Origin of the sequence: Botryobacter ruber (genome assembly GCF_003347595.2) — a bacterium.
Classification (GTDB): domain Bacteria; phylum Bacteroidota; class Bacteroidia; order Cytophagales; family Hymenobacteraceae; genus Pontibacter; species Pontibacter ruber_A.
In genome coordinates this window covers 68949-82844 of record NZ_QCZK02000041.1, presented here as the reverse complement: position 1 = coordinate 82844, position 13896 = coordinate 68949, and the positions used below count along the sequence as shown (strand labels likewise).

At 46.7% G+C, this 13896-nt stretch carries 10 protein-coding genes; 5 read left to right on the top strand and 5 right to left on the bottom strand.

The window, feature by feature from the left end; all coding sequences use genetic code 11:
• The first annotated feature begins 9 nt into the window (after positions 1 to 9).
• From DCW36_RS13200 to kduI, 3 genes are all read left to right on the top strand, one after another.
• On the top strand, positions 10 to 1416 hold the full coding sequence (locus DCW36_RS13200) for an ATP-dependent DNA helicase (protein WP_114779248.1): 1407 nt from the start codon (positions 10 to 12) through the stop codon (positions 1414 to 1416).
• An 85-nt stretch (positions 1417 to 1501) separates the two neighbouring features.
• Entirely contained in the window at positions 1502 to 1960 is a 459-nt protein-coding gene (locus DCW36_RS13195; protein ID WP_114778983.1) for a DUF1573 domain-containing protein, read from the top strand.
• A 383-nt stretch (positions 1961 to 2343) separates the two neighbouring features.
• On the top strand, positions 2344 to 3186 hold the full coding sequence (kduI, locus tag DCW36_RS13190; protein ID WP_114778981.1) for a 5-dehydro-4-deoxy-D-glucuronate isomerase: 843 nt from the start codon (positions 2344 to 2346) through the stop codon (positions 3184 to 3186).
• A gap of 110 nt (positions 3187 to 3296) precedes the next feature.
• On the opposite strand, the gene DCW36_RS13185 is transcribed toward kduI, so the two are convergent.
• From DCW36_RS13185 to DCW36_RS13175, 3 genes are all read right to left on the bottom strand, one after another.
• Positions 3297 to 4703: a polysaccharide lyase gene (locus DCW36_RS13185; protein ID WP_164891132.1), complete on the bottom strand. Its 1407-nt coding sequence runs from the start codon at positions 4701 to 4703 to the stop codon at positions 3297 to 3299.
• Between the two features lie 1493 nt (positions 4704 to 6196).
• Positions 6197 to 7348: a heparin lyase I family protein gene (locus tag DCW36_RS13180; RefSeq protein ID WP_164891131.1), complete on the bottom strand. Its 1152-nt coding sequence runs from the start codon at positions 7346 to 7348 to the stop codon at positions 6197 to 6199.
• A gap of 910 nt (positions 7349 to 8258) precedes the next feature.
• On the bottom strand, positions 8259 to 8798 hold the full coding sequence (locus DCW36_RS13175; protein WP_114778975.1) for a DinB family protein: 540 nt from the start codon (positions 8796 to 8798) through the stop codon (positions 8259 to 8261).
• A gap of 200 nt (positions 8799 to 8998) precedes the next feature.
• On the opposite strand from DCW36_RS13175, the gene DCW36_RS13170 reads away from it, so the two are divergent.
• Positions 8999 to 9709 carry a class I SAM-dependent methyltransferase gene (locus DCW36_RS13170; protein ID WP_114778973.1) on the top strand — a complete coding sequence of 237 codons (711 nt, stop codon included), beginning with the start codon at positions 8999 to 9001 and terminating at the stop codon, positions 9707 to 9709.
• 208 nt (positions 9710 to 9917) lie between these two features.
• Positions 9918 to 10898, top strand: a complete 981-nt coding sequence (locus DCW36_RS13165) for a YihY/virulence factor BrkB family protein (protein WP_114778971.1) — start codon at positions 9918 to 9920, stop codon at positions 10896 to 10898.
• Between the two features lie 19 nt (positions 10899 to 10917).
• On the opposite strand, the gene DCW36_RS13160 is transcribed toward DCW36_RS13165, so the two are convergent.
• Positions 10918 to 11901: a pyruvate dehydrogenase complex E1 component subunit beta gene (locus tag DCW36_RS13160; protein WP_114778969.1), complete on the bottom strand. Its 984-nt coding sequence runs from the start codon at positions 11899 to 11901 to the stop codon at positions 10918 to 10920.
• A 188-nt stretch (positions 11902 to 12089) separates the two neighbouring features.
• The gene (locus tag DCW36_RS13155; protein WP_164891130.1) at positions 12090 to 13778 is read right to left on the bottom strand and encodes a tetratricopeptide repeat protein; all 1689 of its coding nucleotides are present in this window, start codon (positions 13776 to 13778) and stop codon (positions 12090 to 12092) included.
• Positions 13779 to 13896: the final 118 nt, after the last annotated feature.

The following is a 13896-nucleotide window of genomic DNA, read 5'->3' as shown; positions in this document are numbered from 1 at the left end:
AGTAAAAAGATGCGACCGGTAGAAGCCTTACGAACAAGTTTTCCTTTTGAACCCACCGAAGACCAGGCCCGGCTCTTTGCCAAACTCGATGCATTTATTCTTGAAAAAGAAGAAGACAGGCCTGTTTTTCTGCTGAAGGGCTATGCCGGTACCGGTAAAACCACGGTCGTAACGTCGCTGGTGAAGATCCTCAACCGTTTTGGCTACAAATACGTGCTGCTGGCCCCAACGGGCCGGGCTGCCAAAGTAATGGCCTCTTACAGCGGCAAGCCTGCTTTCACGATTCATAAAAAGATCTACCGCCAGACAGCCAATCCTTATTCCGAAGGCCTGTCGTTTAAGATGCAGCCAAACAAGTCGGATAACACGTTTTTTATCGTAGACGAGGCATCGATGATATCGGATGAGAGCGGTTTCGGCGAAAACGGGCTGCTGCAGGATCTGCTGCGCTATGTATTCGAAAAGAAGAACAACAAGCTGCTGCTCATTGGCGATACGGCACAGCTGCCACCCGTCAACCAGGCTATGAGCCCGTCGCTCGAGGCATCTTACCTGAAACACAACTTCAAGTGCCATGTGCATGAACTGGAACTGAAGCAGGTGATGCGGCAGGCCGAAGCATCGGGTATCCTGATGAACGCCACCAATCTCCGGAACCAGCTGGGCAAGGAAAAGCTGGAGATACAGCTGACCACCCGTGGCTGGCGCGACATGTATAAAATGACAGGCGAGAAGCTGGAAGACGGGCTGCGCTATGCCTACGATAAATTCGGGGTAGAGAATACGATTGTGATTTGCAGGTCCAACAAGTCGGCGAACCTGTACAACCAGCACATCCGCCGGCGCATCTTTTTTGCCGAAGACGAGATAGGCGTGGGCGATTACCTGATGGTGGTGCGCAACAACTACTTCTGGCTGCCCAAAGATTCCGATATCGGTTTTATGGCCAACGGCGATTTTGTGGAAATAACCAAAATTATTAACTTCGAAGACATGTACGGCTTCCGGTTTGCCGATGTGCGGCTGCGGTTCGTGGATTACCCGGAGGCAGAAGAGCAGGAGGTAAAAATTATGCTCGATACGCTTACCTCCGATTCGCCTGCTTTGCCCCCTGACCAGAACAAGAAGCTGTACGAGGCGGTGCTGCAGGATTACCTCGACATCCCGAACAAGCGGGAGCGGAGCAAGGAACTGAAAAAGAACCCGTACCTGAACGCGCTGCAGGTGAAGTTTGCCTATGCCCTTACCTGCCACAAAGCGCAGGGTGGCCAGTGGAAAGCGGTGTTCGTGGACCAGGGTTTTCTGAAGGAGGAGATGATAAACGAAGAATTTGCCCGCTGGCTCTACACCGCCCTGACCCGCTCCTCAGAAGAGCTGTTCCTGCTGAACTTTAACCCGCAGTTACTGGTTAATTAAGAACAGGCAGGCCATGTTATTCGTAGTTGTAACTGATATATTAACTATTATTGCCCGGGTATAATCACCTAAAACCTACAAATTCATGAAAAAGATATTACTTTCATTCGCATTTGCTACCGTTATGGCCGGAGGCGCCATGGCCCAGGTAGCTCCTAAAGCCCCTGCAACCGCTCCACAGGAGCAGGCAGTAACCGGTCCGGTTATGACCTTTGCAGAAACGGAATACAACTTCGGCGACATTACCCAGGGGGATGTGGTGGAGCACGTATTCAAGTTTACAAACACCGGTACGCAACCGCTGGTAATAGAGCGCGTAACGGCAAGCTGCGGCTGTACGACGCCCGCCTGGACAAAAGAGCCGGTAATGCCCGGAAAGTCAGGCTCCATTACAGCTAAATATAACAGCGCCGGCCGAGTAGGAACCCAGAAAAAAGCCATTACCGTTGTTTCCAACAGTGCCGACGGAGCCAAGTATGTGTACATTGTAGCTAACGTAAAAGAAAAAGGCGCAGCCGGTACTAGCAGCGCGAAAGCAGAATAAACTGTAAGCTTACCTGTAGAGGCAACGCCCTCAATCCCGGAGTAAATCCGGGGTTGAGGGCGTTGCTGTTTTTGGCCGGATGCAGCGCTGGTTTTTGTATTGTATCCGGGTGTTTGAGGAGCAGCGGCTGTGGTGGCAGCTGCAGCAGAATTTTTAGGAAGACCAGGCAGTAATCCTGCCGGAGCAGGAGCAAATTAGTGCCTGTTGTTCATGTCAGGCGCGCCTAAATCCTAAACTTATTATTGCGATTCAAGAAAAAATTAAGAAATTAACCTCTGAAACTACTGCCGCTGCAGCTGTATGCAGGAAGAAACACCTGCGCAGCTTCTGAAAAAAGCAGGTTGCAGCGGGTTAAAGATATTGTTTACCTATAAACACAAACGATGAGTACACGTTTTGAATCGCGCTATGCCGTTGGTCCGGAAGAAACCAAACGAATGGACACCACGGCTTTACGTAAAAACTTCCTGATTGAAGAACTATTCAGGGCTGATGAGGTGCTGCTGACCTACACCCATTACGACCGCTACATTGCTGGTGGCGCCATGCCTGTTAACACAACCGTAAACCTTGAAACCATTGATCCGCTCAAAGCTTCTTTCTTTCTGGAAAGAAGGGAGATGGGCATTGTAAACATTGGCGGAGCCGGTACAGTAACGGCCGATGGCACTACTTATGAACTGAATACGAAAGAGGCCTTATACCTGGGCCGCGGAACAAGAGAAGTTTCTTTTGCCAGTGCCAGTGCAGATGCTCCTGCTAAGTTCTACATCAACTCGGCCCCTGCGCACCATGCCTATCCTGCCAAAAAAGTAACACGCAACGAGGCAGAGGTAGTAGAGCTGGGTTCGGCAGAAACTGCCAATGCCCGTACCATTACCAAGCTGCTGATTGCCGGCGTTATCGAGACCTGCCAGCTGCAGATGGGGATGACGGAGCTGAAGAGCGGCAGCGTATGGAACACCATGCCGGCGCACGCGCACGACCGCAGGATGGAGGTTTACCTGTACTTTGATGTGCCGGCCGAGCAGGCTGTTTGCCACTTCATGGGTGAACCAACCGAAACACGCCACATCTGGATGCAGAACGAGCAGGCGGTTATTTCGCCACCATGGTCCATCCACTCCGGTTCCGGTACTTCCAACTACACCTTTATCTGGGGTATGGCTGGCGAAAACCTGGACTACGGCGACATGGATATCCGTAAAATCACGGAACTGCGATAAGCCGAACACAACGCAAGCTGAATCGCTGTTTCAACCGAAAGAACAATTAAAAGCAAAAAAAGAGGCTGCCAATTCTGGCAGCCTCTTTTTTTATTTAAAGGTTGGTGTAATTAGTCAACAATTTTGAAGTTGATTTTATAGGTAGGACCAGTTGGTGCTCCCATATCCTTCTTGGTACCGGCACGTGGCGTAGCCTGCAGCGTGTAATCGCCTTCGTCAGGAGACCAGGAATAGTAGTTCCCGTTTCTATCGTCGCCAGCCAGTGCATAAGGCGCTACATCGTCAACTCTGTAATCGCTTTCTTCGCCGCTCAACTTGAATTCTACAACTGCAGAACCGTTTGTGTTAGCGCGGATATTAATTTTATCAACATCCAGCTTTTTCAGGTCAATTACAGCGCCGTTCGTAATCGTCATGATTTCCCTGTCTTTAGAAGCATCGATCAGGGTGAAGCTTACTACTTGAGCACCAGTTGTAGTTGAACCGGTAGAAGTACCAGTTTCCGTTTCAGTCGTAGTACCTGTTCCCGTCTCGGTGGTAGTGCCTACTTCTGTTTCAGTCTCGGTAGTAGTACCGGTTTCTGTTTCGGTAGTAGTACCAGTTTCCGTTTCGGTAGTTGTGCCAGTTTCTGTTTCAGTTGTAGTACCTACTTCAGTATCAGTTGTAGTACCTACTTCAGTTTCGGTAGTAGAGCCAGTGTTAGAACCAGTAGCCTCACCGGAAATCATATCTACTAAGGTAGCGGCAGTTTTACCTACACGGATGTTATCAAAGTAAACCACACGTGACTGGTGCTTGGAAGAACCATCCAGGAATGACGACTTGTACAGACCCACTTTCCATTTTGGATACTCCAGGTGCATGTTGCGTCCGGTAATGTGGTGGATTTTCACACCGTTGCGGAATACCTCGATCAGGCCGTCAGAACCTTCAGAGTGAATAAAGTGGAAAGTAAACTCGTTCCACTGGTTTTTCGGGATATTATTGAAGGAAGAATGCGAAGTTGAACCTGGGTTTGAGCTGAACAGGTCGTATTTCAACAGGCTAGAAGAACCTTCTTTTGGCGTTACTTCCAGGAACACTTTATCATCCTGTGCACGGATTGTAGTCTCATCACTTCCGTCTTCATACCACTGGTTCAGGCAGTCTCTTTCACTGTCAGCCTCAAAGCCTACAGAAGGGAAATACACCGCGAATGAGTACCAGATGTCTTTGGTGAAGCGGGAATCTTCCGTTCCTTTAATAATCGTTACTTCAGAGCGGATTTTCTCACCGGATCCTACCAGTGGTTGTCCTTGCCTGATCTCGAAGCGGGCAGCTTTAGAACCCTGGAAAACCGGGCTGCTTACAGAGGAAAGTGTCCAGTCTGTTTCGCAGTTTTCGATGTTGTGGGTTTTGTTAAGAGTAGAGCCGGAAAGCGGGAAATAAGAGCTTCCTTCAAACGTCTCTTCATAAAGCAGGTTGGCCGTTGTTGCTGCGTTGGTTGACTGTGCCGTGATGGCTGCATTTGGAGTCATTTGCTCCATTTCATTTTGCTCACATGCAACTACTGCAAATCCTAATAAGAAAGGGGTTAAAACATTACGAAATTTAAAGTTCATCTTTTTTTGGCTAAAAGTTGAAAAGTTTGTTTTTGAATTGTATTATTCAATTAAAAATAATAGAATAAAAATTGATCGTCAGGTTGAAATCTTCAGTTTTGTCTGAAGTGCCGTAGTAGGGGTTTTTGTGGTTGTCTATGTTTTGTTTTCTGATTGTGTAACCGATGTAATAAAGTTAAAGTTCACACAACGTTATAAAAAAACACAGAAACTGTGATTGGTATCAATTTTAACTTTTTCGTTAAAGTTGATATGCAAAGGTGACAAGTGTTATTTAAAACAGAATAATGTTTGTCAATAAATTTTTCGTAAAACTGCAAAATTCTTTAAAAATTAGCGTAACTAGTGTAAAAAATTACAAAAATAGCAAGTTTTTATCGGGCGAAAATATATATTAAATGTTTCTAATATTTTTAGCAGTATTTTTAAATTATAACAATTTCCATAAACAAGATCTATTTTATTGTATTTTTAAATTGCACATAACGCTATAAAGTTATGGTGTATTGTGTGCTGTGAAATAAAAAATTTTCTATCCTTAAATTGTAAAAAATAAAATTTGTCAGAAAAACACGAATTGCCTGCGGAAGTAAGTTTGTGTGTTTGGGTGAAATTGTATTTGATTTATCTGGTGTGCAGCTGGGTGTGTGGGTGGTTCCCGGGTAGGGGATGGGTGTTGTTTGCTGATGATATTGTGTGGTATAGCCAGGTCGGCATAAAGGTGCCTGTTGGAGGTGCAGCAGCAGGCTTGTGAAGCGCTGTGGCGACACAAGCTATGGTTCTTCTCGTGCTGTGTACCGCTTGCCGGTTGACGTCAGGATGTGCTAGATATGGCCAATTTGAAGCTATGAAGTAGTTGTTGCAGGAGCAAAGGCAATGGTGGTAGCTGCAGCTAAATTTTTTTTGTAAGATTGGCTGTAGCAGGGTGAATGTTGTTTGCGTAGCATTGGTCTGTAAAAGGAAAACTCTTCCGATTGTCCTGAGGGGAGGCTTCTGCTGGATCAGGTGCTGAATCTGTTCTCCTGGCAGCGGTAAGTTGAGGTACTGAAACAGTACATGGCATTATCTTCTGCCAGTTTAAGGTTGGTGGCTTCTGCTGTTTTATGCTGCTGTGCCTGCTACCAGCGCCTCTGCTGCTTATTAAACAAGAGCGAATTAAAGGTGGTTGGCGTAAAAGGGGCTAAGATGTAGCTATTGCGTCTTTTGTGCTGCCCGGCATACAGGGTTTAATTTTAAGCTGTGGTGCGCCTGGTTTAAAGCAGGAAAGTGGTGGCAGTTGTTTGTGTTGCTGAAGAGCGGGAAGTTGGAATTAGTATGCCCACAAAAAAAGGATACCTGGCTTGGTATCCTTTTTTTGTGGGTAAGCTTTGCTTAGCTGCACAGGTAAACCTTTACCTGTGCTCTAAAAATCAGGCAGCTTTATTTGTTCGGCCGTAAGCTTTTCCTTTGGTTTGGCCTTTGCCTTTTGGTCCTTTTATTTTTGTTTCTGAACCAGCGTCTGTATCTGTAGGTGAATCTACAGTTGTCTCAGTCTCAGAGCCAGTGTTGGAATCGGTAGTCGTTTCTGTTTCAGTCTCGGTAGTCGAGCCAGTTTCAGTCTCGGTAGTCGAGCCAGTTTCAGTTTCGGTTGTAGAACCAGTTTCCGTTTCAGTAGTAGTACCAGTTTCTGTTTCAGTGGTAGACCCTGTGTTGGTGTCTGTGGTAGTGCCTGTTCCTGTTTCGCTAGTAGAGCCAGTGTTAGAACCGGTTGCTTCGCCTGAAACCATGTCTACCAGAGTGGCAGCAGTTTTACCTACACGGATATTGTCGAAGTAAACCACGCGTGACTGGTGCTTGGAAGAACCATCCAGGAATGACGACTTGTACAGACCCAGTTTCCATTTTGGATATTCCAGGTGCATGTTACGTCCGGTAATGTGGTGGATTTTTACCCCGTTGCGGAATACCTCAATCAGACCGTCAGAGCCTTCCGAGTGGATGAAGTGGAAAGTAAATTCGTTCCACTGGTTTTTCGGGATGTTGTTGAAGGTAGAAAGTGCGCTGGAGCTGGATCCTGAGTTAGAGCCGAACAGGTCGTACTTCATTAAAGAAGAAGATCCTTCTTTTGGCGTTACTTCCAGGAACACTTTGTCTTTCTCGGCACGGATAGTTGTTTCGTCGCTTCCGTCTTCGTACCACTGGTTCAGGCAGTCTCTTTCGTCGTCGTACTCAAAACCAACGGAAGGGAAATACACCGCGAACGAGTACCAGATATCTTTGGTGAAGCGGGAATCTTCTGTTCCTTTGATAATCGTTACTTCAGAACGGATTTTCTCACCGGATCCTACCAACGGCTGTCCTTGCCTGATCTCGAAGCGGGCAGCTTTAGAACCCTGGAAAACCGGGCTGCTTACAGAGGAGAGTGTCCAGTCTGTTTCGCAGTTTTCGACATTATGGGTTTTATTAAGGGTAGAGCCGGAAAGCGGGAAATAAGAGCTTCCTTCAAATGTCTCTTCATAAAGCAGGTTGGCCGTTGTTGCTGCGTTGGTTGACTGTGCCGTGATGGCTGCGTTAGGAGACATTTGCTCCATTTCTTTTTGCTCACAAGCTACTACTGCTAATCCTAATAAGAAAGGTGTTAAAACATTACGAAATTTGAAGTTCATCTTTTTTTGGCTAAAAGTTGAAAAGTTTGTTTTTGAATTGTATTATTCAATTAAAAATAATAGAATAAAAATTGATCGTCAGGTTGAAAACTTCAGTTTTAACTGAAGTGCCGTAGTAGGGGTTTTTGTGGTTGTTCTAAGTTTTTTGTTTCGCTTTTGTAACCGGTTTTTGCAGTTGTTGGTTCCGGTTTGATTAGAAAAAAACGTAGAACTAAAAATTTATCCTTGTTTAACTATTTCGTTATAAGTGATATGCAAAGGTAACAAGCGTTATTTTTAAAAAGCGAATGCTTGTTCATGTTTTTTTTACAAAGAGCTAAAATTCTTGAAAAAATAGCTTGTAAAGTAATAAAAATTGCAAAAATATCAAATTTTGCATGAAGAAAATACTATATAAAGGTTCTGTTATTTTTATAATAAATTTTTATTAATTGCACTTATTAAATAATGTGCAGCGGATTAATTGTACTGGATAATTGAATTTGTTTTGAACTGGTGATGCTGTTGCAGGCTGCTGACGTGTTGGTGGGTTGGTTAAAATAAATAGGATAAAATAAAATTCGTCAAAAAAACACGAAATGCCTGCCGCGGATAATCCGCAAAAACTGCCAAAATTGTATTTGGTTTATCTGGCAGCATGGTGTGTTCCTGCATTGTTCCTTAACAAGTACCCGGTGAAGAGAAAGGGGGGTGAGCCGGATTGATTTTTTGTTTTTTGAATCGCAGTTCGTGTTGCTGCCGGTTCCGTTGCGAAGCTGAAGGATCGGCGACCGTGTGCCTGTAAACTGCCCTAAGACAAAAAGGAAACAAGCAGCTGAAATTTGTTTCAGGCTTTCACGAGGAGGCGTTTTTTTAGTTGCTGTATTTGCTGCTGGTGGTGGTGGAAGTGGTCCTGCAAAAACGTTAGCGTTTGCAAAATGGTTAAAGGACCGGCAGCAGGATGTTTGAAAGGGCATTTATCCAGGGCTGCTTCCGGGAGTTCAGTTAACACATCTTCAAGCCTGAACCGGATACTGTCCCATTGTTTGCTCAAGGCAGGAAGGGATGCTGTTTCGGGTACGGCAGCTACAACAGCAGGTGCTTTAAATTTTATCCACGACTTCAATACGAACTTTAGCAGCAGCGATTTAATGGTGTTGGTGAGCGTAGAGGTTTGCAGCTTTTCGGGTTGCTGCATTTTCCGTTGTATGTAGTTTACGGTCACTTCATCTGTAAGTACCAGGTGAGCCACAATCTGGTTGATGGACCATTTGCCGGGTTCCGGTGCGGTGTTCAGCAGGGTGTCATCCAGCTTCGACAGCTCATTGAGGAGCTTGTTTCTTGATTTTTCTAATTGCAGGTACCTGGCTTCAAGTTTAAGATTCATAAGCAGTGTTTCTTGAAAAGAGCTTGGCCGTGCAACATTGCTGGTGTTTAACAATATTGTAGTTACTATATATTTTTGATAAAATCAACTGATCCGGTAAAAATTTTATTTGAGTTGCGCCTGGCGTGTCTGAAGTTTATTCAAATGTCTGATTTTATAATAGCGCATTTGTACCGAACTTTGTGCTTTTCTAAAAACCAATGGAAAACAGAACTGACCCAATGGGTGCCGCCCTGACTGACAGGTTGCAGGGTGCTGCCGGGGCCGAGATAATAGTAGAGAGTAACATTGCAGATGACGATGTGATTGCAGTGGATTACCTTTTCCGGAACCTGAACGAGATGCCGGAGCTGGAGCAGCTAGCGCTGGATGAATGTAGGGGTGCTGTGCTGGATGTGGGGGCCGGTGCTGGTAGCCATAGCCTGGAGCTGCAGAAAAGAGGTGTTGCGGTTACGGCGCTCGATATTTCGGAAGGGGCTGTGAAGACCATGGCTGCAAGAGGCGTGAAGCACGTAGTGCAGGAAGATATTTTTAAACTGCAGGGGCCGCAGTTCGACACGCTTTTGCTGCTGATGAATGGCATTGGCATCGCCGGCAGTTTGCATGGCCTGACGCAGTTGCTGCAGCACGCCAAAAAACTGCTGAAGCCGCAGGGCCAGATCCTGCTGGAATCTTCCGACATCCTGTACATGTACGAAGACGAGGAAGGAGGCGTGCTTCTCGATCTGAATGCGGGCTACTATGGCGAAGTGAAATACAACATGCGCTACAACGGGCACGAGAGCGGCTGGTTTAACTGGTTGTTTATCGATCCTGCTATCCTTCAGGATTATGCCGAAGCCGGGGGCTACACCTTTGAGCTGGTATATGAAGGCGAATACGGCAATTACCTGGCCCGCCTGTCGCTGTAGCTTTTTCAACCGCCGGTTCCTTTCAGGGCTTTGTAACCAGCAGCAGCGGCTGTGGTGGCTGGTGCAGCAAATAAATTGAGGCTGAAAAGGGCCGGCCTGTGCCTGTAGTGTAGGTGTACAGCATCATGTGAGCGTTTTCTCCGTATCATAAGGCAGTTTTAGTATTGTAATAGTTGCAGTACAAAGGCGCTAAGGAAAAGAGAAAAACATGTACAAAGGCTTAAAAACGAACTGGCAGGTTACAAAAGAAACCTTTAAGGAGTTTATAAACGACAATCCCCTAGATTATGCCGCCATCATCGGGTTTTATACCATCTTTTCACTTCCGGCAGTGCTCATTATCGTCATTCGGATTGCCGGTTCTGTGTTCGGGCTGGATGCAGTCCGGGGGGAGGTGGTTGCCCAGGTGGGGGGCATTGTAGGGCGCAGCAGTGCCGAACAGATACAAAGCATCATAGAAAATGCCTGGCAGTCGGATGCCGGAACCGTGGGGACCATTGTGGGAGTGGCAACCATGATTTTTACAGCCACAACCGTATTCGTGGCTTTGCAGGATTCTATTAACGCCATGTGGGAGGTGAAAGCGAAACCGGAAAAAGGCTGGGTAAAACTGGTAATGGCCCGGTTCCTTTCTTTGGCGATGGTAGTTAGCATGGGCTTCCTGCTCCTCGTTTCCTTGTCGCTCGATGTGATACTGGGCTTGTTAAACAATTACCTGAAAGCGGAATTGTCCGGAATTGCCGTTTATGTGATGACGGTTGCCAACATACTTTTATCGATCCTTATTAACTCGCTTATTTTCGCCGTCATCTTTAAAGTGTTACCCGATGCCAGGGTAAAGTGGAAAAATGTATGGATAGGAGCCGTCGTTACAGCTATACTTTTTGCAATAGGGAAATCGGTGCTTAACATTTACTTTCAGCACGACCCGCTGGCCGACACCTATGGCGCTGCCGGTTCGCTGGTGCTCATCCTGGTGTGGGTGTATTACACCTCCATTATTTTCCTGTTTGGGGCAGAGTTTACGCAGGTTTATTCCCGCGAACATGACCGGGGCATCAAGCCCAAGGATAATGCCGTGAAAGTGAAAGTAAAAGAAATAGAGTCGGAGAACCCGGAGGACCTGGAAGATGACGCAGAAAATGAAGATGGCGAGACTTCCAAAAATGAAAAGCCCCGCCATCTTTAATTATGTAAAAGCCTTTTGATTAAGCTTCTTTGTACATTACCTGTTTAACAGCCTGAATGGTACGCTCTACGTTTGGAAGCGATGCTTCGATAAGCGTTGGCGCATACGGAAGCGGCACATCGCGGCAGGTTACGCGTTTAACCGGAGCATCCATGTAATCGAAGGCGTTGCTCTGGATGTGGTACGCCAGTTCCGAAGAGATGGACGATAACGGCCAGGCTTCTTCTACTACCACCATGCGGTTGGTTTTCTTCACCGACTCAATCAGTGTTTTGTAATCGATCGGACGAACGGTACGCAGGTCAATTACTTCAGCATTTATACCGTCTTTGGCAAGTTCTTCGGCAGCAGCTAAAACTACTTTCATCATTTTACCGAATGATACGATAGTTACATCAGAACCTTCGCGTTTGATGTCGGCAACACCAATCGGGATCAGGTATTCTTCTTCAGGCACTTCGCCTTTGTCGCCATACATCTGCTCCGACTCCATAAAGATAACCGGATCGTTGTCGCGGATAGACGACTTCAGCAGGCCTTTCGCATCGTAAGGGTTAGACGGAACTACCACCTTTAAACCAGGCGTGTTGGCAAACCAGTTCTCAAAGTTCTGAGAGTGCTGAGAAGACAGCATACCGGCGCTACCAGTTGGACCGCGGAAAACCATCGGAGCACTGTACTGGCCACCTGACATAGACATGATTTTAGCAGCAGAGTTGATAATCTGGTCAATAGCCACCAACGAGAAGTTGAAGGTCATGAACTCTACAATGGGACGCAGGCCGTTCATGGCAGCGCCAACGCCTATACCGGCAAATCCAAGTTCTGCAATTGGCGTGTCCAGTACCCGCTCCGGGCCAAACTCGTCTAACATACCCTGGCTCACTTTGTAAGCGCCATTGTACTCAGCCACTTCTTCACCCATCAGGAATACACTTTTGTCGCGGCGCATTTCCTCGCTCATGGCTTCGCGCAGGGCTTCTCTAAACTGTATACTTCGCATATATGATGTTAATTTCTCTGTTCTGCAGGTAAAATTAAAATAACTCGGGCAATTTACAATGGCTTCCTGCTATTTATACTTTTCAGGAGGGGGAACAACTGCTGGCCAGGGCTTTTTTATTCGTTTCACCCTTGCCTTAAAGAAGGCATCAACAGAAAAATTTAGCTTCACCCGGCTATGTGCTGCCTTTACCGGAGCAGCGCCTCCTCAAAGGATGGTTTCCTGTGCCACGCCCTGAATTCGATATCCTCTACTGCTTTCCGGATAAGTTCCGGGTCACTTTTTACCGCCTTGCGCAGGTGCTCCGTCAGCATTTGCTCGTTATTGCTTCGGGCGCCTACCACTGCCATACTGTAATTGGCATGTGCATCTTCGGGTTTATGGGTAAGGGCGCGGTTGTAGTAACGGGCAGCTCCTTCGTAATTTTCTTTCAGCATGTAAATCAGGCCCATGTTCATGTTGGTCTGGTAGTTATCGCCGGCATAACGGAGGCTTTCGATGGCTTCGTTATAAAGGCCCATTTCAATTTCGAGGGCGGCCTTGTCTGCAAAAATTTTGTTCAGCACTTCTTCCTTGCCGCCCAGTTTGATGGCATATTTATAATTTTCGAGGGCTTCCTGTTTCTGGTTGCTCAGGTGGTAGGCGCTGGCAAGGCTGTAGAAAACAGAAGAACTGGGGTTGCGGTAGCCTGCAAAGGTCAGGTTATGAATGGCTTTTTTCAGCAGCGCCAGCTTTACGGCCGGGCGGTACTCTTTCTGGGCCATTTCGATATACACGGTACCGAGGTTATAATAGGCAGGCCATTTATTTGTCGATTTTACGGCGGCTTCGTACAGTTCCCTTTTTTCGGCCAGCAACGGCGTGAGGGTGGCGGCATAGTGCAGCTCGTCTTCCGTCAGTTCATCAGCTTTAACTTTTTGCTGCGCAATACGTTTGGCCAGCAGGTAAATTTCATAGTCGGAGCGGCGGTTTAGCTGGTAGTTAATTTCCACGGTGGCAGCACGCATGCTGGGATAGATGTACAACTGCAGGTAGTTGTAGGCTTCCGCTTTCTGCAGGGCCTTGTCCAGCTTATCCGGATCGGTTTCCTGGTTAATAATGCTGAGCAACTCGTCTACCTGCTCTTTCGGCAGAGCCGAACGCTGTACTTTCTGGGTCAGCACATCCCGGATATCGCGGGTAAACCTGGTCCGGATGTTAACCTTTTTGCCGGTATAATCGAGCATGGCCAGTCGTTCGCGGTAATATTCTTCAATGGCTTTGGCCCGGTCTTCAGCAAGGGTTTTATCTTTTTCGTCGGGTGACTGGGTGGCATATACTTTTACGTGCTGGGCATCGGCATTATCCAGGATGTACTGGTTCAGGATGTCCAGGTTAGAGCCAACGTAGTTTCGCAGCTCCGCCTTGTCCTGCTCAAAAAAGAATTCCAGCAGGGCAGGTTTTGCTTCCGCGTCATAATTATCCGGGATAAAGGTAATGGTGTTGTTGCGGACTACAGCCTGCGGCGTAGTAACAATGCCTGTGGCAACCTGTAACGGTGCAGTGTGTTTAATTTCCTTTGTTTTGGCATTAATGATACGCCCCTGTGCCATCAGCCGCCCATTATTTTTCTTCGGACTGTACGGAAATGCCAGTTGGCGGGTCATGGTGGGCTTACCGCGTTCGTAAATAAACTCGCCAAACCTGAAGTTATAGGTGACAATATCTTCGCGCTGCTGATCACCGTATTCGTAATAAATATCAAGTTTGTAGGCGTACTTCTCCTGAATAAGCCGGGCAGGTACAGTAGCTTTTAATTCGAATTCAACCTGATCGCCGCTGGTAGTCAGCGGATTAGGAGTAACCAGAACCTTTTGTTTTTTTGCCAGGCGGCTCATGCGGGAAGAGCTGCAGCCGGCGGAGCCTAAACAAAACGTAACCAGCAGGAGTAAAAGTAAAGGGTATAATTCTTTCTTGTAAGAGAGCATATCCGGATTATAAATTAACCGTAAAAAT